Annotated in this window: 16 protein-coding genes; 6 read left to right on the forward strand and 10 right to left on the reverse strand. The window is 64.9% G+C overall.

Translation table 11 applies throughout. The annotated features are described in order from the left end of the window. Positions 1-85 precede the first annotated feature (85 nt). Together AC0J5K_RS00520 and AC0J5K_RS00525 are read right to left on the reverse strand one after the other, a co-directional pair. Entirely contained in the window at positions 86-871 is a 786-nt protein-coding gene (locus tag AC0J5K_RS00520; protein ID WP_074837450.1) for a BglII/BstYI family type II restriction endonuclease, read from the reverse strand. Between the two features lie 32 nt (positions 872-903). After that, a complete protein-coding gene (locus tag AC0J5K_RS00525; RefSeq protein ID WP_244526534.1) occupies positions 904-1,854 on the reverse strand; it encodes an HNH endonuclease in 951 nt (316 codons plus the stop codon). A gap of 131 nt (positions 1,855-1,985) precedes the next feature. On the opposite strand from AC0J5K_RS00525, the gene AC0J5K_RS00530 reads away from it, so the two are divergent. After that, a protein-coding gene (locus AC0J5K_RS00530; RefSeq protein WP_420398465.1) for an IS5 family transposase occupies positions 1,986-2,743 on the forward strand; the annotation gives its coding sequence in 2 pieces (ribosomal slippage) (positions 1,986-2,322 and positions 2,322-2,743; 759 coding nt in all). 61 nt (positions 2,744-2,804) lie between these two features. On the opposite strand, the gene fdhF is transcribed toward AC0J5K_RS00530, so the two are convergent. Then, positions 2,805-5,570, reverse strand: a complete 2,766-nt coding sequence (gene fdhF, locus AC0J5K_RS00535) for a formate dehydrogenase subunit alpha (RefSeq protein ID WP_274563597.1) — start codon at positions 5,568-5,570, stop codon at positions 2,805-2,807. A 192-nt stretch (positions 5,571-5,762) separates the two neighbouring features. Between fdhF and AC0J5K_RS00540 the strand changes: the two genes are divergently transcribed. The 3 genes from AC0J5K_RS00540 to AC0J5K_RS00550 are packed head-to-tail and all read left to right on the forward strand — an operon-like array spanning position 5,763 to position 8,610. Further along, positions 5,763-6,413: a histidine phosphatase family protein gene (locus AC0J5K_RS00540; protein WP_048529038.1), complete on the forward strand. Its 651-nt coding sequence runs from the start codon at positions 5,763-5,765 to the stop codon at positions 6,411-6,413. Between the two features lie 10 nt (positions 6,414-6,423). Beyond that, a complete protein-coding gene (locus tag AC0J5K_RS00545) occupies positions 6,424-7,479 on the forward strand; it encodes a saccharopine dehydrogenase (protein ID WP_074837453.1) in 1,056 nt (351 codons plus the stop codon). Positions 7,480-7,482: 3 nt separating this feature from the next. Then, positions 7,483-8,610 (forward strand): saccharopine dehydrogenase family protein, encoded by a 1,128-nt coding sequence (locus tag AC0J5K_RS00550; protein WP_274563603.1) that lies wholly within the window; start codon positions 7,483-7,485, stop codon positions 8,608-8,610. 13 nt (positions 8,611-8,623) lie between these two features. On the opposite strand, the gene AC0J5K_RS00555 is transcribed toward AC0J5K_RS00550, so the two are convergent. From AC0J5K_RS00555 to AC0J5K_RS00575, 5 genes are all read right to left on the reverse strand, one after another. Beyond that, complete coding sequence (locus AC0J5K_RS00555; protein WP_274563605.1) at positions 8,624-9,346, reverse strand: metallophosphoesterase family protein; 723 nt, start codon at positions 9,344-9,346, stop codon at positions 8,624-8,626. A 58-nt stretch (positions 9,347-9,404) separates the two neighbouring features. Beyond that, the gene (locus AC0J5K_RS00560) at positions 9,405-10,049 is read right to left on the reverse strand and encodes a hypothetical protein (protein WP_274563607.1); all 645 of its coding nucleotides are present in this window, start codon (positions 10,047-10,049) and stop codon (positions 9,405-9,407) included. A gap of 92 nt (positions 10,050-10,141) precedes the next feature. Continuing rightward, positions 10,142-11,740, reverse strand: a complete 1,599-nt coding sequence (gene serA, locus AC0J5K_RS00565) for a phosphoglycerate dehydrogenase (protein ID WP_274563609.1) — start codon at positions 11,738-11,740, stop codon at positions 10,142-10,144. A gap of 84 nt (positions 11,741-11,824) precedes the next feature. Beyond that, entirely contained in the window at positions 11,825-12,307 is a 483-nt protein-coding gene (locus AC0J5K_RS00570) for a hypothetical protein (RefSeq protein ID WP_274563610.1), read from the reverse strand. A gap of 2 nt (positions 12,308-12,309) precedes the next feature. Further along, on the reverse strand, positions 12,310-13,464 hold the full coding sequence (locus AC0J5K_RS00575; protein ID WP_274563612.1) for a phosphoserine transaminase: 1,155 nt from the start codon (positions 13,462-13,464) through the stop codon (positions 12,310-12,312). 299 nt (positions 13,465-13,763) lie between these two features. Between AC0J5K_RS00575 and AC0J5K_RS00580 the strand changes: the two genes are divergently transcribed. Together AC0J5K_RS00580 and serB are read left to right on the forward strand one after the other, a co-directional pair. Next, positions 13,764-15,383 carry an FAD-dependent oxidoreductase gene (locus AC0J5K_RS00580; RefSeq protein ID WP_274563614.1) on the forward strand — a complete coding sequence of 540 codons (1,620 nt, stop codon included), beginning with the start codon at positions 13,764-13,766 and terminating at the stop codon, positions 15,381-15,383. Positions 15,384-15,451: 68 nt separating this feature from the next. Then, the gene (gene serB, locus AC0J5K_RS00585) at positions 15,452-16,321 is read left to right on the forward strand and encodes a phosphoserine phosphatase SerB (protein ID WP_074837461.1); all 870 of its coding nucleotides are present in this window, start codon (positions 15,452-15,454) and stop codon (positions 16,319-16,321) included. A gap of 30 nt (positions 16,322-16,351) precedes the next feature. Here serB and AC0J5K_RS00590 read toward each other — a convergent pair whose 3' ends face one another. Both AC0J5K_RS00590 and AC0J5K_RS00595 read right to left on the reverse strand, forming a co-directional pair. After that, on the reverse strand, positions 16,352-17,485 hold the full coding sequence (locus AC0J5K_RS00590) for an alkane 1-monooxygenase (protein ID WP_420398613.1): 1,134 nt from the start codon (positions 17,483-17,485) through the stop codon (positions 16,352-16,354). 110 nt (positions 17,486-17,595) lie between these two features. After that, the gene (locus AC0J5K_RS00595) at positions 17,596-18,273 is read right to left on the reverse strand and encodes a GntR family transcriptional regulator (RefSeq protein ID WP_074837463.1); all 678 of its coding nucleotides are present in this window, start codon (positions 18,271-18,273) and stop codon (positions 17,596-17,598) included. Positions 18,274-18,309 lie beyond the last annotated feature (36 nt).

Genomic DNA, 18,309 nt, shown 5'->3' on the forward strand with positions numbered 1-18,309 from the left:
CCCCGTCCCGGACATGCTCCGGGACCTCTTGGCCGTGGTGGAGGCCCCGGGTCAGGCCCGGGGCGCGGTTGCCGTAAACCGGCTGTTACGCTTCATCCTCCGGCCAGAGCCAGCCCTGGTCGATCTGGCGGGCCGGTTCGTCGAAGGTCACCCGCTCCACCCCGATGCCGATCAGGATCAGCGGGCAGGGATTGCCCACGCCGCGCCGCACCCGGTCCTGAAGCTTGTCCCAATGGGTGCTGGCGGTGCCGAACTTGTCGGCGACAAAGGCCTTGGCAAAGGCCGCGCGATAACCCAAGCCGGAGGCCATCACCCGCGCCACGATCTCGCGCTGGCGGGCGGTGCGTTCCTTGATGTCAAAGACCGCCAGCCCGTCCTCGCTGTCCACCCCTTCGGCGGCCAGCCCGGCGATCACCAGATCGGTCATCCCGTCCTGAAGCGAGGCGCCGCGGGTCACCACCACGCCGAAGCTGATCGCCGAGAGCGCATGCAGCCGCTGGAAGTTTTCGAGATCACGGTCGAAGAACGGATCCTTGTTGTTCCACTCGATTTCGAGCGCGATGGTGCCGTTTCGGCCGCGCCGCACATGGTCGATCTCGTGGCTGATCGCCTCGCGTTCGATGCCGTCGATGGTGGCGCGCTGGATGAAGTTGTGCTTGTGCCAGCCCTTGGCCGCCAGATCGCGACGCAGCCGCTGGGTCGAGCCGGCTTCGCCGCCGCCGCTGGCGATCAGATCCTGCGCCGAGATCCGAAAATCCTCGAGCGCGCCGCAAAGCTCGGCGATCTCCTCCGGAAAATCATGCGCGACGATGGCCTCCGCATGGTTGGTGGCGGCGATCTGGTAGCCGATTTCCCTCAAGTTCTTGAACATAGCTCAGGTCTTACCAGCATCGCTCCAAAATACTATGCCGCATTGCCAAAGATGTTTTCGCGGTGAAATCGAATGTAGTCGGGGTGTGGATAGTGCCGCCGATCTTCTGGGAGATGCAGGCGACCTGTCGGCGAAATCAATCTTTGGCGGACTTCGAATGGAACCTTGTTTTCTGAAACGAGAATTTCATAATTTTCACCTATGCCGATCAACCCTCGGTCGAACATCCAATGAAGTGTACCTGATAAAGCAAGGCCATTGATGACAATATCCGGCCCGTCATGCTGCACTGGACGGATATGCGCCGCTTGTACTTCAGCTCTTCCGCCGCCGTTGCGTAGATCGAGACCGGAAATAGCGCAACGTCCGCGATACGCTGCCTTCACCATTCTTGCAAAAGATTGGGCTCGCGCGGCGCGAGAGCTCAGGATTTTCTCACGAATGTTGCTAATTGGGGCGCCGTGGAAGGGCATTTGGCCTTCCGAGAACTCATAGGCAATCTCGCTGGCGTTTCTCGGCAGTGCCTCCGGGCCGTTTTGAGGTTGCAGGCCTGCCATCACGATTTCGGAAAATTCGTCAAATGACAGTCGGCGAACAGCAGAAGTGTTTGCTCCTCCGGACATGGCTCTTCCGTTTGAGCTACGCAAAGAACGCTCGTAAGCGACTCCCGCACCGTTGTTTCGTGGTACGACACACTCGAATTCCCACTGAGTGGCAGGATCAAGCCAAGCATAATGGTGGTCTTCTTGGTGCGGGTCGGGGCCTACAGACCTCACCTTCTGAACTGATACGTAACCGAAGGCGCCTTTTCTTCCCTCATAGAAGATGACCCAATCGCCCACACACTCCTGCACTACGTTCAAGTACTGCTTTGGGAAATGATAGGCTTCTCCCGGGCGATCTTTGTAAATACTTTGTGGGTTTTGAATGAAAACAGCATTTACCATGGCGGCAATAAAGACTGTGTTTCTTCGGTTAGGCAAGAGAAACTCGCGGACTGAGTTTGGAGTTCAAAAACCTCCAGCCTTCACCGTCTGTAGAGACGCGTTAGGCTCAGGATGCATTGATTTCGGCCGCACCGCGTGATTCACGGCTCTTAAAACGGAGCTGTGACATGAGCGATCTTTTCTGGCTGACCGACGCGCAGATGGCGCGTCTGAAGCCCTTCTTTCCGAAATCGCACGGAAAGCCGCGCGTTGACGACAAGCGTGTGTTGAGCGGCATAATCTTTATCAATCGTAATGGCTTGCGCTGGCGTGACGCTCCTGCCGCCTACGGCCCGCACAAGACGCTCTACAGCCGATGGAAGCGTTGGAGCGAGAAAGGCATCTTCGCGCGGATGATGGCGGGTCTGGCCGCCCTGCACGGCGAGAAGAATACAGTGATGATCGATGCGACCTACCTGAAGGCACATCGCACGGCGTCCAGCCTGGGCGTGAAAAAAGGGGGCGTGGTCGCCTGATCGGTCGCACCAAGGGCGGCATGAACACCAAACTGCACGCCATCTGCGACAGTCAGGGGCGCCCGCTCGACCTGTTCGTCACCGCCGGTCAGGTCAGCGATTACATCGGCGCGCGGGCATTGCTCAGCGGCCTTCCAAAAGTCAATTGGCTGCTCGGGGATCGCGGCTACGATGCCGACTGGTTCCGGGAAGCGTTGAAAGACAAAGGGATACGCGCCTGCATCCCAGGTCGAAAGCAACGCAAGACCCCGGTCAAATACGACAAGCGCCGATACAAGCGGCGCAACCGCATCGAGATCATGTTCGGAAGGCTCAAGGACTGGAGGCGCGTCGCGACCCGCTATGACCGCTGTCCAAAGGTATTCCTCTCTGCCATAGCCCTCGCAGCTATTGTCATCTATTGGTTATGAATCCTGACCCTAGACAATCCATAGTTTGCCTAACGCATGCGTTCAATGGACGGTACAGCGGCTATTCCGCCGCCAGCGCATCCCCGGCCTTTTCCACCCGCACCGCCGAGAACTTGAACTCGGGGATCTTGCCGTAGGGATCGAGTGCCGGGTTGGTCAGGATATTCGCCGCCGCCTCGACATAGGCGAAGGGCAGGAACACCATGTCCGGCGCGATCGCCCGGTCGGCCCGCGCCATGACGGTGATCGCGCCGCGCTTGGTGGTCAGCCGCACCATGCCGCCGGGCTCCACCCCCAGCTTGCGCAGGGTCGCGGGATGCAGCGAGCAATTCGCCTCCGGCTCCACTGCGTCCAGCACGAGGCTGCGCCGGGTCATCGAACCGGTGTGCCAATGCTCGAGCTGCCGCCCGGTCGTCAGGATCATCGGATAGTCCGCATCGGGCACATCATCCGGCGCCACGATGCTGGCCGGGGTGAACTTGGCCCGGCCCTCGGCGCGCGGGAAGCCGTCGCCAAAGACCACGGGCTGGCCGGGATCGGTTTCGGACAGGGCCGGATACATCACGACATTCTCGGCCTCGAGCCGCTCCCAGGTGATATTGGCCAGCGAGTTCATGTTGAGCTTCATCTCGTCGAACACGTCGCGCGGGCTCTCGTAGTGCCAGTTCAACCCGCAACGTTTCGCCAGCGCGACAGTAATCTCCCAATCCTCGCGGGTCTCACCCGGCGGGGTGACGGCAGGGCGGCCCATCTGCACCTGGCGGTTGGTGTTGGTCACGGTGCCGGTCTTTTCGTAAAACGCCGAGGACGGCAGGATCACATCGGCGTAATTCGCCGTCTCGGTCAGGAAAATATCCTGCACCACCAGATGATCGAGCTTGGCCAGGGCATCGCGGGCATGTTCCACATCCGGGTCCGACATCGCCGGGTTTTCGCCGAGGATGTACATCGCCTTGATCTGGCCGTCGTGCACCGCGTCCATGATCTCGACCACGGTCAGCCCCTTCTGGCCGGAAATCTCGCCATCGCGCCAGACCTCGTGGAAGGCCGAGCGCACGCCGTCATCCTCGACGCTCTGGTAATCCGGCAGGAACATCGGGATCAGCCCTGCATCCGAGGCGCCCTGCACGTTGTTCTGGCCGCGCAGGGGGTGCAGCCCGGTGCCGGGACGGCCGATATGTCCGGTCATCAGCGCCAGCGAAATCAGGCAGCGCGAATTGTCGGTGCCGTGGATGTGCTGGCTGATGCCCATGCCCCAGAAGATCATTGCCGCCTTGGCCCTGGCAAAGGTCCGGGCCACGTCGCGCAGCACCTCGGCCTCGATGCCGCAGACCTCGGCCATCTTCTCGGGCGGGAAATTCGCCAGATGCGCCTTCTCGGCGTCCCAGTTCTCGGTGAAGGCCTCGATATACTGCCGGTCGTAGAGCTCTTCCTCGACGATCACATGCATGATCGCATTCAGCATCGAGACATCGGTGCCGGGGCGGAACTGCAAGCGATGGCTGGCGTGGCGTTTCAGCCCGACGCCGCGCGGATCCATCACGATCAGCTTGCCGCCGCGCTTGGTGAACTGCTTGAAGAAGGTGGCGGCGACGGGATGGTTCTCGACCGGGTTGGCGCCGATGACAATGGCGACGTCGGCGTTCTCGATCTCGTTGAAGGTGGCCGTCACCGCGCCGGAGCCGACGTTCTCCATCAACGCCGCGACCGAGGAGGCATGGCAGAGCCGGGTGCAATGGTCGACATTGTTATGGCCGAACCCCTGGCGGATGAACTTCTGGAACAGATAGGCCTCTTCATTGGTGCATTTGGCCGAGCCGAAGCCCGCCACCTCGCGGCCGCGGCCCTTGAGACCGTTGGCCGCCGCGTCCAGAGCCTCATCCCAGGTTGCCTCGCGGAAATGCGACGCGAGATCGCCGGGGTCGACATTCAGCCCCTTCGCCGGCGCATCCTCGCGGCGGATCAGCGGCTTGGTCAGCCGGTGCGGGTGGTGGATATAGTCGAAGCCGAAGCGGCCCTTGACGCAGAGCCGCCCTTCGTTGGCCGGGCCGTTCACCCCGTCAACGTATTTGACCTTGTTGTCCTTGACCTTGAGCGAGACCTGACAGCCGACGCCGCAGAACGGGCAGACCGAGCGCACCTCTTCGTCGAAATCCTTGCTGTCGCCGACCTGCGCTGCATCGACGACCGAGGCCTCGATCAATGCCCCGGTGGGGCAGGCCTGCACGCATTCGCCGCAGGCGACGCAGGTGCTTTCGCCCATCGGATCGTCGAAATCGAACACCGGATAGGCATCATGGCCGCGCCCAGCCATGCCGATCACGTCATTGACCTGCACTTCGCGGCAGGCGCGGACGCAGAGGTTGCACTGGATGCAGGCATCGAGGTTGACCCGCATCGCCACATGGCTGTCGTCGAGCAGCGGAATGCGCCCGGCCTCCAGCGTCGGCAGGCGGCTTTCGCGAACGCCGGCCTGGTCGGCCATGTCCCAGAGATGCGACGCGCTGTCATGCGCGACATCGCGTTCGGGCTGATCGGCGACCAGCATCTCGATCACCATCTTGCGGGCCGATTTGGCGCGGGCGCTGTCGGTGGTGACCTTCATGCCCTCGGAAGGTTCGCGGATGCAGGAGGCGACCAGCGTGCGCTCGCCCTCGACCTCGACCATGCAGGCGCGGCAGTTGCCGTCGGGGCGGTAGCCCGGCGCCGGCTTGTGGCACAGGTGCGGAATCACCAGCCCACGGCCATGGGCCACCTCCCAGATGGTTTCGCCGGGCTGCGCCTCGACCTCGCGGCCATCCAGCGTGAATCGGATCGTGTCGGACATGCGTATTCCTCCCGTGTCAGGGTGGAATACAGCATGATCGCTGCCTGGGGTCAGGGTCAATCCCGACACCTGCACGGGAATATGCGGCGCCGAGGTTTCCGATAGCGGACGCCTGCCGCCTTTTGCCTCCGGCCGCACTTTCCACCCGCGCCAAGGCCCGGTAACTAGGGGAAAACCGCGAAAAGGCCCCGCATGACCCATATCACCCTCATTCGCCATGGACAGGCCAACACCCACGCCACCACGGCCGAGGATTACGACCGGCTCTCGGAGCTTGGCCAGCAGCAGGCGGCCTGGCTCGGCCAGTACCTGCACGAGACGCAGGCGCAGTTCGATCACGTCTGGGCCGGCGACATGTCGCGCCATCTGGCGACCGCGCGCGGCATGGGCCACGACGCGCCGCAGATCGACGCGCGGCTGAACGAGTTCGACTATTTCACCATCGCCCGGCTGGCCGAGCTGGAAAAGGACCTGCCGGCACCGCAAAGCCCCGAGGAGTTTGCCCGCAACATCCCGCAGCTGATGGAATTCTGGCGCGAGGATGCCTTTGCCGACGCGCCGGAGCGGTTTGCCGATTTCGAGGACCGGGCGCAGGGCGCGGTGGATGACATCCTGCGCGCCGGCGGCCGGTCACTAGTGATCACCTCGGGCGGGCTGATCTCGATGGTGCTGCGTCAGGTGCTGCGGCTGGACATCCCGGAAATGACCCGGCTGATGTTCCTGCTGCGCAATTCCTCGGTGACCGAGATCGAATATGTGCACGGCCACCTGATGCTTTCGGTCTACAATGCGGTGCCGCATCTGGCGGCCCCCGACCGCGCCCATGCGCGGACATTCATCTGAGGAAAGCGGCATGACACATCTCTGGGTCCGCGCCGAACAGCGCGCCAACGAGGAACGAGTGGGCCTCACCCCCGAGGGCGCGGCGGCATTGCTGGCGGCGGGGGTGCGGGTGACGGTCGAGCAAAGCTCGGTCCGGGCCATTGGCCTTGAGGGCTACCGCGCGGCGGGCTGCGAGATCGCGGCCGAAAACAGCTGGCCCGAGGCGCCGGACGACGCGGTGATCTTCGGTCTGAAGGAGCTGCCCGAGGATGGCACGCCGCTGCATCATCGTCACATCCTGTTCGGCCATGCCTACAAGGGCCAGCCGGCGGGCCAGGTGCTCTTGCGGCGGTTCAGGGCCGGCGGCGGCACGCTCTATGATCTCGAATACCTGGTTGATGACGCCGGCCGGCGGGTCGCGGCCTTTGGCTATTGGGCGGGCTTTGCCGGAGCGGCGGTGGCGCTGCGCTGCTGGGCGGCGCAGCAGGACGGCGGCATTTGCGGTCCGGTCGCAACCCACCCCTCGGCCGCGCATCTCAGGGCCGAGCTGGAAGAGAGGCTTTCGACCACCGGCAGGCCGCGCCCCGATGCCATGGTGATCGGCGCGCTGGGCCGGGTAGGGTCCGGCGCGGCGGATCTCTGCGATGCCATGGGCGTGCGGGTCACCGCCTGGGACATGGCGGAAACCGCTCATGGCGGGCCGTTTCCCGAGGTGCTCGACCATGACATCTTTCTCAACTGCATCCTGGCCCGCCCCGGCACGCCGGTCTTTGTACCCGCCAGCGCCCGGACCGCGCCGCGCCGGTTGCGGGTGATCGGCGATATCGCCTGCGATCCCGACAGCGATTTTTCCCCGATCAAGGTCTATGACCGCACCACGACCTGGGACAGACCGGCGCTGCGGGTGCAGGACGCCCCGCCGCTGGATGTCACCGCGATCGACAATCTGCCGTCGATGCTGCCGGTGGAAAGTTCGCAGGATTACGCCGCGCAACTGCTGCCCTCGCTGCTGACGCTGGGCGATCTCGAGGCTGGTGTCTGGGGCCGTGCCAAGGCAGAGTTCGACCGGCATATCAGCGAGGTGTAAGGCATGACGATCCATTGGTGCGGCACCGGCCTCTCGGCCATTCCGGGCCTGCGGCGGCTGATCGAGGCCGGACACGAAGTCACCGTCTGGAACCGCACGGCGGACAAGGCGCAGGATGCGGTGGGCGACCTGACCGACCGGATCAAGACCTTCGATCAGCAGGCTCTCGACGCCGAGGTTCAGCCCGAGGATGTGATCGTCTCGATGCTCCCCGTCGACTGGCATGTGCCGCTGGCCGAGCTGGCGCTGGCCCGGGGCGCGCATTTCGTCTCGTCGAGCTATATTTCGCCGCAGATGCGGGCGCTGCATGCCAAGGCGCAGATCAAGGGGGTGAGCCTTGTGGGCGAGGTCGGCCTCGATCCCGGGATCGATCACCTGATGGCCCATGCGTTGGTTGCCGACTACCGCGCCAGCCCGCGCTGCGACGCCTCCAATGCGCTGAATTTCCACAGCTATTGCGGCGGCGTTCCGAAGCATCCGAACGCCTTCCGCTACAAATTTTCCTGGTCGCCGCTGGGCGTGCTCAAGGCGCTGAAAAGCCCGTCGAAATCGATCCGCAATTATCGGCCTTACGAGGTCGCGCGGCCCTGGGACGCGCTGGGCCATTACCAGGCGCCGCTGCCCAGCCCCGAGACCTTCGAGGTCTATCCCAACCGCGATTCGCTGCCCTTTGTCGAGGAATACCGGTTTGATCCGACCTGGCGGCTCGAAACCTTCGTGCGCGGCACCCTGCGGCTCAACGGCTGGGCCGAGGCCTGGGCGCCGGTGTTCGACGAGATCGAAAGTGCGAGCGAGGCGCGGCTGCGCGAGATGTCGGATGCCTTCTGGGCCGAGAATGCCTATGGCGAGGATGAGCCCGACCGGGTGGTCATGTGCGTCTCGCTCTCGGCCTCGGACAGCTCCGGGCCGGTCTGGCACAAGACCTATGTGATGGACGCCTGGGGCGACGCGCGCGGCAGCGCCATGGCGCGACTGGTCTCGGTGCCGGTGTCACTGGCTGTCGAAGCGGCGCAGGCGGGAGCCTTGCCGGCCGGGGTGCAGGCCGCGCCCTCCGACCCGGTGACCGTGGCGCAATGGTTGGGCGAGATCGACCGCCTGGCGCAGCATCTGGCGGTGGTCGATCACAGCTGATCCTCTCGGGTGGTCAGCTCAGGGTGGCGCGGCCGAATTCGGACAGCGTATAGACCGTATCGCCTTCGAAAACGCCGACGGTGAGCGGCCGGCCATAACCGGCCCCGGTGTCGAGGTTGACCCGGTTGCCGTAATGCGTGGCGGCCTCGATGGCGGTGTGGCCATGCACCACCAACGCCTCGAAAGGCCGGGTCTCGTTGAGAAAGGTCTCTCGGATCCAGACCAGATCATCCTCGTCCTGCTGATCGACCGGCACACCGGGGCGCAGGCCGGCATGGACAAAGATCAGCCCGGGCTCGCGGTGCAGCGTCTTGCGGTCGTTCAGAAAGCGGCGGTGAGCCTCCGGCACGCGGGCGCGGGCTTCGGCCAGAATCGCGTCATCCGGCCGGTCCTTGCCGGTCTCGACGCCGTAGGACGCCAGCGTCATGGGCCCGCCAAGGGCCGGATGCAGCCAGCCCCGGCCCGACAGGATGCGGGCGTCATGCCGGGTGCCGTCTTCGAGAAAGCGGCGGAACATGCGGTCGTGATTGCCCAGGAGCGGCACCCAGTCGCGGCCTTCCTCCATGCCCCGGATCAGAAGTTCGATGACGCCGAAGGAATCCGGCCCCCGGTCGACCAGATCGCCGAGAAACACCACGCGGGCCTCGGGCCCGCCATCGGCATCGATCCATTCGAGCGCTTGGCAGAGCATGTCGAATTGTCCGTGTATATCGCCAATGGCATAGATCGGTTTCATCGCGCGCCCCCTTTTCCGCGAGGCTTAACAGCTTGCCGGGGGCGCTGCATCCGGCTTTTCAATTGCCGCCGAACCGGGCTACGGCGAGCGGCACCGGGGCAACCGCCAGCATTGTCATGAGTAAAAAGAGCGGCGGCGAGAAAACCCGGCTGAGCCCGGCCATCATGGCGATGCCGCCACCGCCGCCGAGGACGAAATTGCCCGGCATGTTGAGCAACAACGCCAGCGCCAGGTAGCGTTGGCGCAGCAGGACGGCTGCGAAACGGTTGGGCGCGACCGCCACCAGGGTGGGAAAGACTTCGTCTCGTGGCAGCGCCGCGAAGCGGGTGAGCAACGCCTCGGCGCGGCGCAGGCCGAATTCTCCGGCCAGGCGCGCCAGCACCAGAGGCGGCACAAGCCGACCGGCAACGAAGGCGATGCAGAGGCCGATGACGGTGCAGAGATAGACCAGATAGCCCATTTCGGGTCCGGCGGCCGCCATCAGCATCAGCCCGATCTCGACGCCCGGAACGAAGGGCAGGGCAAGAGACAGCGCATAAAGCAGTAGCGCGGTGATCGCCAGCCGGCGCAGCATGCGCGGATCGGCCGAGGCGAAATCCTCCTCGAGCATGGCGAAGAAACCTTGCAGGTAGCGGTTGGCCAGTACCAGCAGGGCGATCAGGACAACGAGTCGGATGATCGTGGCAGGACGTGGACGCGGCAAGTGGCCCCCTTTACGGCACCAGAGTAGCAGAGCCCAATGCAAAACGCCGCCCGGAAAGGGCGGCGTCGCGATTTTTTTGCTCGGGTGCCGGCTCAGGCGACGTCGAAGGCCAGCGGTTTGACCTGCCGGAACATGCCGGTGGCGGTCAGCTTGTCGAGCACCGGGCCCGGAACCGCATCATCGACATAGAGCAGCGCGATGGCTTCGCCGCCCTTGTCGTGACGGCCAAGGGTGAAGTTGGCGATGTTGACGCCGTTCTCGCCCATGGTTGCGCCCAGGGTGCCGATGATGCCCGGCATGTCCTCGTTCGAGGTATAGAGCATGTGCTCGCCGATCTCGGCGTCGATGTTGATGCCCTTGATCTGGATGAACCGCGGCTTGCCGTCCGAGAAGACGGTGCCGGCGATCGAGCGTTCGCGCTTGTCGGTCACCACGGTCACCTTGACATAGCCGTCGAAGGCGCCCGACTTGTGCTGGTTGGTGGTCGAGATCTTGACGCCCCGCTCTTCGGCGATCACCGGCGCCGAAACCATGTTCACCTCGGGGTTGGCGCGTTTCATGATGCCGGCGATGGTGGCGCAATTCAGCGCCGCCAGATTCATCTCGGCGACCGAGCCGTCGTAGAGGATGTTGATCGCCTTGATCGGCTCGTCCGTCATCTGGCCGATGAACGAACCCAGGTGGCCGGCCAGCTTGACCCAGGGGCCCATGACCTTGGCTTCCTCGGCGGTCACCGACGGCATGTTGAGCGCATTCTCGACCGCGCCGGTCAGCAGATAGTTCGACATCTGCTCGGCCACTTGCAGTGCCACGTTCTCCTGCGCTTCGGTGGTTGCCGCGCCAAGGTGCGGGGTGCAGACCACATTCGGCAGGTTGAACAGCGGGTTTTCCTTGGCCGGCTCTTCCGAAAAGACGTCAAAGGCCGCGCCGGCGACATGGCCGTCCTTGAGCGCATCAGCCAGCGCCTCTTCGTCGACCAAGCCGCCACGGGCACAGTTGATGATCCGCACGCCCTTCTTGGTCTTGGCGAGGTTTTCGCGGCTCAGGATGTTGCGGGTGCCATCGGTCAGCGGCACGTGCAGGGTGATGAATTCGGCGCGCTTGAGAAGCTCGTCCAGTTCCACCTTCTCGACACCCATCTTGTCGGCCTTTTCCTGGCTCAGATAGGGGTCGAAGGCCACGACCTTCATCTTCAGGCCGCGGGCGCGGTCGCAGACGATGCCGCCGATGTTGCCGGCGCCGATCACGCCCAGGGTCTTGTTTGTCAGCTCGACGCCCATGAACTTGGACTTTTCCCATTTGCCGGCATGGGTCGAATCGCTGGCCTCGGGGATCTGGCGGGCGACGGCGAACATCATCGCAATGGCATGTTCGGCCGTGGTGATCATGTTGCCGAAAGGCGTGTTCATCACGATCACGCCCTTTTTCGAAGCGGCGGGCTTGTCGATATTGTCGGTGCCAATACCGGCGCGGCCGATCACCTTGAGGTTGGTGGCGTTCTCGAGGATCTTCTCGGTCACCTTGGTGGCCGAACGGATGGCGAGGCCGTCATACTGGCCGATCACCTCGGCGAGCTTGTCCTTGTCCTTGCCGAGATCGGGCTGGAAATCGACGTCGATGCCCCGGTCGCGGAAGATCTGGACGGCGGCTTCCGAGAGTTTGTCGGAGATGAGAACTTTGGGTGCGGTCATGGTGTAAACCCTTCTAGGAACCGGCGCTGCCGGTATGTGAGCTGTGTGGTGAAAAGGCCGCCCGGCGGGGCGGGCCGTGATGTCTCAGCGCAGCCAGCGATCCATCAGCGGATAGGGCTGCGTGGCGGTGCCGGGTTGCTGGCCATGCGGGTCGGCGGTGACGCCGAACCAGATCAGCAGGGGCAGTCCGGGGCCGGTGCCGTTCGAGAAGGCGGTGATCAGCGCCTCGGCGCCGTCCTGATAGCCATGCTCGTGAAACACTACCTCGACCGGCAGGTTCAGGTGGCGCGCCGCGGCAAAGGACCATGCGGCAGCCGCCATCTCCTCGGCCTTGGTGGGCTTCAGGACCGTCTGCATGCGGCGCTCTTCATCGGCGACTGCGATATGACCGGCCTCGTGGAGAATGTCTCCGGGATAGGCCAGGCGATCGAGATCGACGAGCATTGCGCCGCCCTGGATGTCGAGACCGGGAAGAAAGGTCTCGTGCTCCAGGGTGCAGGTCCGAACCTCGATCCCGATGCTGCGCACGAACTCGAGGAGCCGTGGAACAACGGGATCGACGCCCATGGTCAGGCCGCCTCGGTCTGCGCGGCGAGCGTTTCCTCGTAGGCCCAGGCCAGCCAGGGCAGCATCGCCTCGATGTCCGCTGTCTCGACCGTGCCACCGCACCAGATGCGCAGCCCGGCCGGGGCATCGCGATAGGCGCCGACGTCAAGCGCCACGCCTTCGGCCTCGAGCCGCTTGGCCACGGCCTTGGCGAAGGCCGCGCCGTCGGTGATGCGGTCATCGGTGAACTTCAGGCAGACCGAGGTGTTCGAGCGGGTCGCCGCATCCTCTGCCAGATTGGCGATCCAGTCGTTGGCGTCGCAGAAATCGAAGATCGCCCGGGCATTGGCATCCGCCCGCGCGATGAGCCCCTTGAGCCCGCCGACCGAGCGCGCCCAGTCGAGCGCCACCAGGTAATCTTCGACCGCCAGCATCGACGGGGTGTTGATCGTGGCGCCCTCGAAGATGCCGTCGATCAGCTTGCCACCCTTGGTCAGGCGGAAAATCTTGGGAAGGGGCCAGGCCGGGGTGTAGCTTTCCAGCCGTTCGACGGCGCGGGGAGACAGGATCAGCATGCCATGCGCCGCTTCGCCGCCCAGCACCTTTTGCCAGGAGAAGGTGGTCACATCCAGCTTGTCCCAGGGCAGGTCCTGGGCAAAGGCGGCCGAGGTGGCGTCGCAGATGGTCAGGCCTTCGCGGTCGGCCGGGATCGCATCGCCGTTCGGCATGCGCACGCCCGAGGTGGTGCCGTTCCAGGTAAAGACGACGTCTGTGTCGTAATCCACTGCGGCCATGTCGACGATCTCGCCATAGTCGGCGGTCTTCACCTCGGCGTCGATCTTGAGCTGCTTGACCACATCGGTGACCCAGCCGGCGCCAAAGCTTTCCCAGGCACACATGGTGGCCTTGCGTGCGCCCAAGAGCGACCACAGCGCCATTTCGACGGCGCCGGTGTCAGAGGCGGGCACGATGCCGATCTTGTAGTCGGCCGGAATGCCAAGAATGTCGCGGGTTTCCTCGATGGCGGCTTTCAGCTTCGCCTTGCCCACGGCGGCCCGGTGCGAGCGGCCCAGAGGCGCGTCGGACAGATTTGCCAGATCGAATGTGGGGATTTTGGCGCAGGGGCCCGAGGAGAAACGCGGATTCGTCGGCCGCGCGGCCGGTTTTTGCATAGCCATGTAGCTACCCTTCCAGATAAGCGCCCCTCGTTGGGGAGGGGTGTCCCGCCGCCGGACATACGGCCAGAAAGATCATCCGGCAACAGGTATTTTGCGCGCATGCGACGGATTCGGTGCCGGAAGCGGCGCGCGCACGTTCCGATCGGAAACGCGGATCAATGGAAATTAGTTTACGCGCGTAAAAAATTTGTTTTACGAATCGCCACGGTGCCTGTACATCGCGTTAGCGCTATCAAGACGCGGCCACGGCCCGGCACCCGGGCCCGGCGCGACCGGCCCCTGACGTGGAGAACGCCCCAATGGCACCGTCCCCGACCCAACGCATTCTCATTCTCGGCGGTGGATTCGCCGGCATGTTCGCGGCACGAGAGCTGTCGCGCAGCCTTGGCAAGGGTGCCGAGATCGAGCTTATCAACGAGGTGAATTTCTTTACCTTTCAGCCGCTTCTGCCAGAGGTGGCGGCCGGCAGCATTTCGGTCAGGGATGCGGTGGCGCCGTTGCGCCGGCTCTTGCCGGGCGTGCGGGTGCGGCAGGCTCAGATCCACGACATCGACACCGCGCGCAAGGTGGTGATCATCTTCCAGGGCTTGCAGCGGCGTTACACCGAGGTGCCCTACGATCACCTCGTACTGGCGCTGGGGCAGGTGTCGGATCTGTCGCGGGTGCCCGGCCTCGCGGCGCATGCGCTGACGATGAAGACGCTGAGCGACGCGCTGACCCTGCGCAACCACGTGATCGACAAGCTCGAGCATGCCGACATCACCGCGTTGCCCGAGGTGAAGAAGGAACTTTTGACCTTTACCGTGATCGGCGGCGGTTTTTCCGGTGTCGAAACCGCAGGCGAGATGCTGGAGCTGATCCACAAGTCGCTGGTGTTCTATCCGAATATCGACAAGCGCGAGATCAACGTGCAGGTCGTCGAATTCGCCGACCGGCTGCTGGGCGAATTGCCGGCGTCGCTGGCCGCCTATGCGACGAAACAGCTGGAAAAACGCGGTGCTCGGATCCTGCTGAACACCGGCATCACCGAGGCCACGGGCACCGCCATGGCCACCACCTCGGGCGAGGTGATCGGAACCCGTACCATCGTGGCCACCATCGGCAATGCGCCCTCGCCGCTGATCCGCGGGCTGGGCCTGCCGAATGACCGGGGCCGGTTGCGCGTCGATCGAAGGCTGCGCATCGAGGGCCATGAGGATATCTGGTCGCTGGGTGACGCGGCGCAGATTCCGCTGGTCGAGAATGCCCGCGACCGCGCCGATTTTGCCCCGCCCACCGCGCAATTCGCGGTGCGGGAAGCGCGAACGCTGGCACGCAATCTGAAGGCGGCGCTGCACGGCCGCGAGCTGGCGCCCTTTGTCTATCGCTCCAAAGGGGCGCTGGCCTCGCTCGGCGGCCATCGCGGGGTGGCCGAGGTATATGGCCTGCGTTTTGCTGGCCTGCCCGCCTGGCTGTTGTGGCGCGCCTATTACCTCGGTTTCCTGCCCGGGTTCGCCACCAAGGTGCGGGTCGGCATGCAGTGGCTTCTGGATTCCATGGTCGGCCGTTCGACGGTGCAGACCGGCATCCGCCAGGGGCCGGGCACGCGCTATCTGCGCTACCGCGCCGGGGACCGGGTGTTCGAAGAGGGCAACCGCGCGGATGGATTTTATGCCGTGCTCGAAGGCGCTTTCGAGCTTCGGTACCGCAACGACGACGGCACCGAGGCGCTGCACCATATCGCGCCGGGCGGGCATTTCGGCGACCGGGTGCTTTTTGGCAACGGGCTGCGCACCGGCACGGTGCGGGCGCTCGAGGATTCGCTGGTGTTGATGATCGGGGCCGAGGATTTCCGCCGCCTGCACGAAGCGATGCCGCCGGTGCGCGAGTATTTCGAACGCCGCCGGGCCGGGCCCGCACAAGAGGAATCCGCGGCCTGACAGGCGCAAGGGCAGTGGCGTTTCGCCGCGCGCTGGGGTAGGGGCAGGCGCAAGCAAGGAGTGCCGCCATGTATGTCACCACTTTGATCGCCAGACCCGGCCAGCTGGACCCCGCCGCCGCCGAGGCCCTGCGCAATGCCTGGGGGGGCGGCGCGCTGCAATGGCTCGCCCCCGACGAGGCGGCGGAATTCCCGCTCGAGACCCTGCCGGAGAACCGCTGGCAGGTCTGGGAGGACATGCAGGCGCTTGGCATCGACATGGTGGTCCAGCCCGAAGCGGGGCGGCGCAAGAAGATGCTCCTGGCCGACATGGACAGCACCATGATCCAGCAGGAATGCATCGACGAGCTGGCCGACGAGGCCGGCGTCGGTGCGCGGGTCAAGGAGATCACCGCGCGGGCGATGAACGGCGAGCTGGATTTCGAAGGTGCGCTGACCGAACGGGTCGGCCTTCTGAAAGGTCTGCCCGAGGCGATCATCGCGCAGGTTCTGGACAGCCGGATCACCCTGATGCCCGGCGGCCCGGCGCTGATCGCGACGATGAAGGCCAATGGCGCCTATTGCGCGCTGGTCTCCGGCGGGTTCACCGCCTTCACCGCCCGGGTGGCCGAACAGCTCGGCTTTGATGAGAACCGCGCCAATACGCTGATCGTGGCCGATGCCGCGCTCTCCGGCGAGGTCGGTCGGCCGATCCTCGGCCGCGAGGCCAAGGTCCAGGCGCTGGAAGAGATCACCGCGCGGCTGGAGATTTCCGAGGCGGATGTGATCGCCGTGGGCGACGGCGCCAACGATCTGGGCATGCTGCATCGCGCCGGCGCCGGGGTGGCGCTGCATGCCAAGCCGGTGGTGGCGGCGGAATGCGACATTCGCATCAATCATGGCGATCTGACCGCGCTGCTTTTTGTGCAGGGCTATGCCAAGACAGAGTTTGCCGGCTGAATTGCATCGCCCCAGGAAGCGATCCGCGGCCTAACGCGGGGGCGGGTTGAGCGCCTTGTTGTAGGGGCGCCAGTCCTCGATTTCGGGATAGAAGGTCCGGCGCCAGAGGCGCACGCGGGGGTTCATCACCCGGCGCCAGAGCGGCGGGATCAGGGCGGCGATGGTCATCACCGGATAGCCGTAGGGCAGCTGCGGCGCCTCGTCTTCGCCATAGGTTTGTAGCAGCGGAAATCGCCGGTCGGGCTTGTAGTGGTGGTCCGAATGCCGTTGCAGGTTGATCAGCAGCCAGTTCGACGCCTTCTGCGCCGCGTTCCAGCTGTGGCGGGGCTGGACATGTTCGTATTTGCCCGCGCCCAGATGTTTGCGCGTCAGCCCGTAGTGTTCGACGTAGTTCACCAGTTCGAGCTGCCAGATCGCGATGAAAGCCTGGAGCACGAAGAGGCCGAGGCCGACCCAGCCGGAGAGCAGCACGGCAAGGCCCAGCATCAGCACTTGCAGCGCCCAGTAGCGCCAGAACGGGTTGGCGCGGTCCTGCCAGGGCTTGCCCTTGCGGGCGAGCATGGCGGCCTCGGCCTTGAAGGCGGATTTCAGCGATTGCCGCAGCACGCGCGGAAAGAAGCGGTGGAAATTCTCGTTGTAGCGCGCCGTCACCGGGTCGCGCGGGGTGCCGACATAGCGGTGGTGCACCAGCAGATGCTCCGAGCGGAAGTGCGAATAAAGCACCATGGCAAGAAGGATGTCGCCCAGCCAGCGCTCCAGCCGGCTGCGCTGGTGCATCAGTTCGTGGCTGTAGTTGATGCCGATGGTGCCGGTGAGCACGCCGACGCCGACAAAGAGCCCGATCAGCTCGAGCGTGCCCAGGTGGTCGGCGCGGGGGGCATACCAGATCAGCCCGTAGAGGGTGAGAAATTGCACCGGCACCCAGAGCAGGGTGAGGCGCTTGTACCAGCCCAGCGCCGCCTCCGGCGTGGCGGGATCGGCATTGTCGAGGTTCAGCCCGGTGAGCGCGTCGAGCGCCGAGAACAGATACCAGGTGCAGAGCGGCAACAAGAACACCGCCCATCCGCCCCAGAGGGCCGAGACCCAGGCCAGCGGGACCAGCAGAAAAGAGGCCCAGAAGGGCAGGGCGGCACGCAGGCCGGTTGGCGTCTTGGTCTGTGTCATCGGCGCGGTCATCACTGTCGGCGCGGTTCTGTCACGCCATTGCGGCAACTATAGGGCGCCGCCCCCCGTCGGGGCCAGAGCGGCGGGGCCGGCGGCCGGCTTTCGTTGCGTCACGGCTCCACCCCCCACCAGCGCATGGTCTGGTGCAGGTGTTGGCGGATCGCTTCTGTCGCCCGGCCGATGTCGCCGGCTTCGAGCGCGGCGATGATCCGCAGATGTTCCTCCATCGCCGGCACGATCCGGTCGGGCAGAAAGGGGCGGACGTTTTGGATGATGGCGATGCGGCTGCGGTTGTCTGCATAGAGCTGCGTCATCAGCGCCGAATCGAGCCAGCCCGACAGGCGGTCGTGCAACGACAGATCGACGGCGATGGCCTGGCGCGGCAGGCCGTTGGCCAGGCTCTGGCGGGCGCGGGCCAGCATCTCTTCATGCTGCCGGCGCAATTCGGTCAGGTCGGGCGGACCGGCGCACAGCAACCGCCGCCGCGCGCCCTCGGTCTCGAGCACGGCCCGCAGGTCGAGGCATTCGCGGGTGGTGTCGGCGTCGGCCTCCATCACCGCGATGCCGCGTTTCGGCACCACGGTCACCAGGCCCGCTGCCTCGGCTCGTTTGACCGCCTCGCGCACCGCCGCAAGCGGCAGCCCGAGGGTCTCGACCAGCATCGGCATCGACAGGAAGGCGCCGGCACGAAGCCGGCCATCGTGCAGATGCGCGCGCAGCGTTTCATGGGCCGCGCGGGTGAGGGCGCCGCTGCCATTGCGGGCCGGGGTCGAAACTGCCGTTTTCATGGGCAGGAGGTCCAGATTCCGAGCGCCGCATTTTCA

The organism is Marinovum sp. E3, from assembly GCF_055755275.1.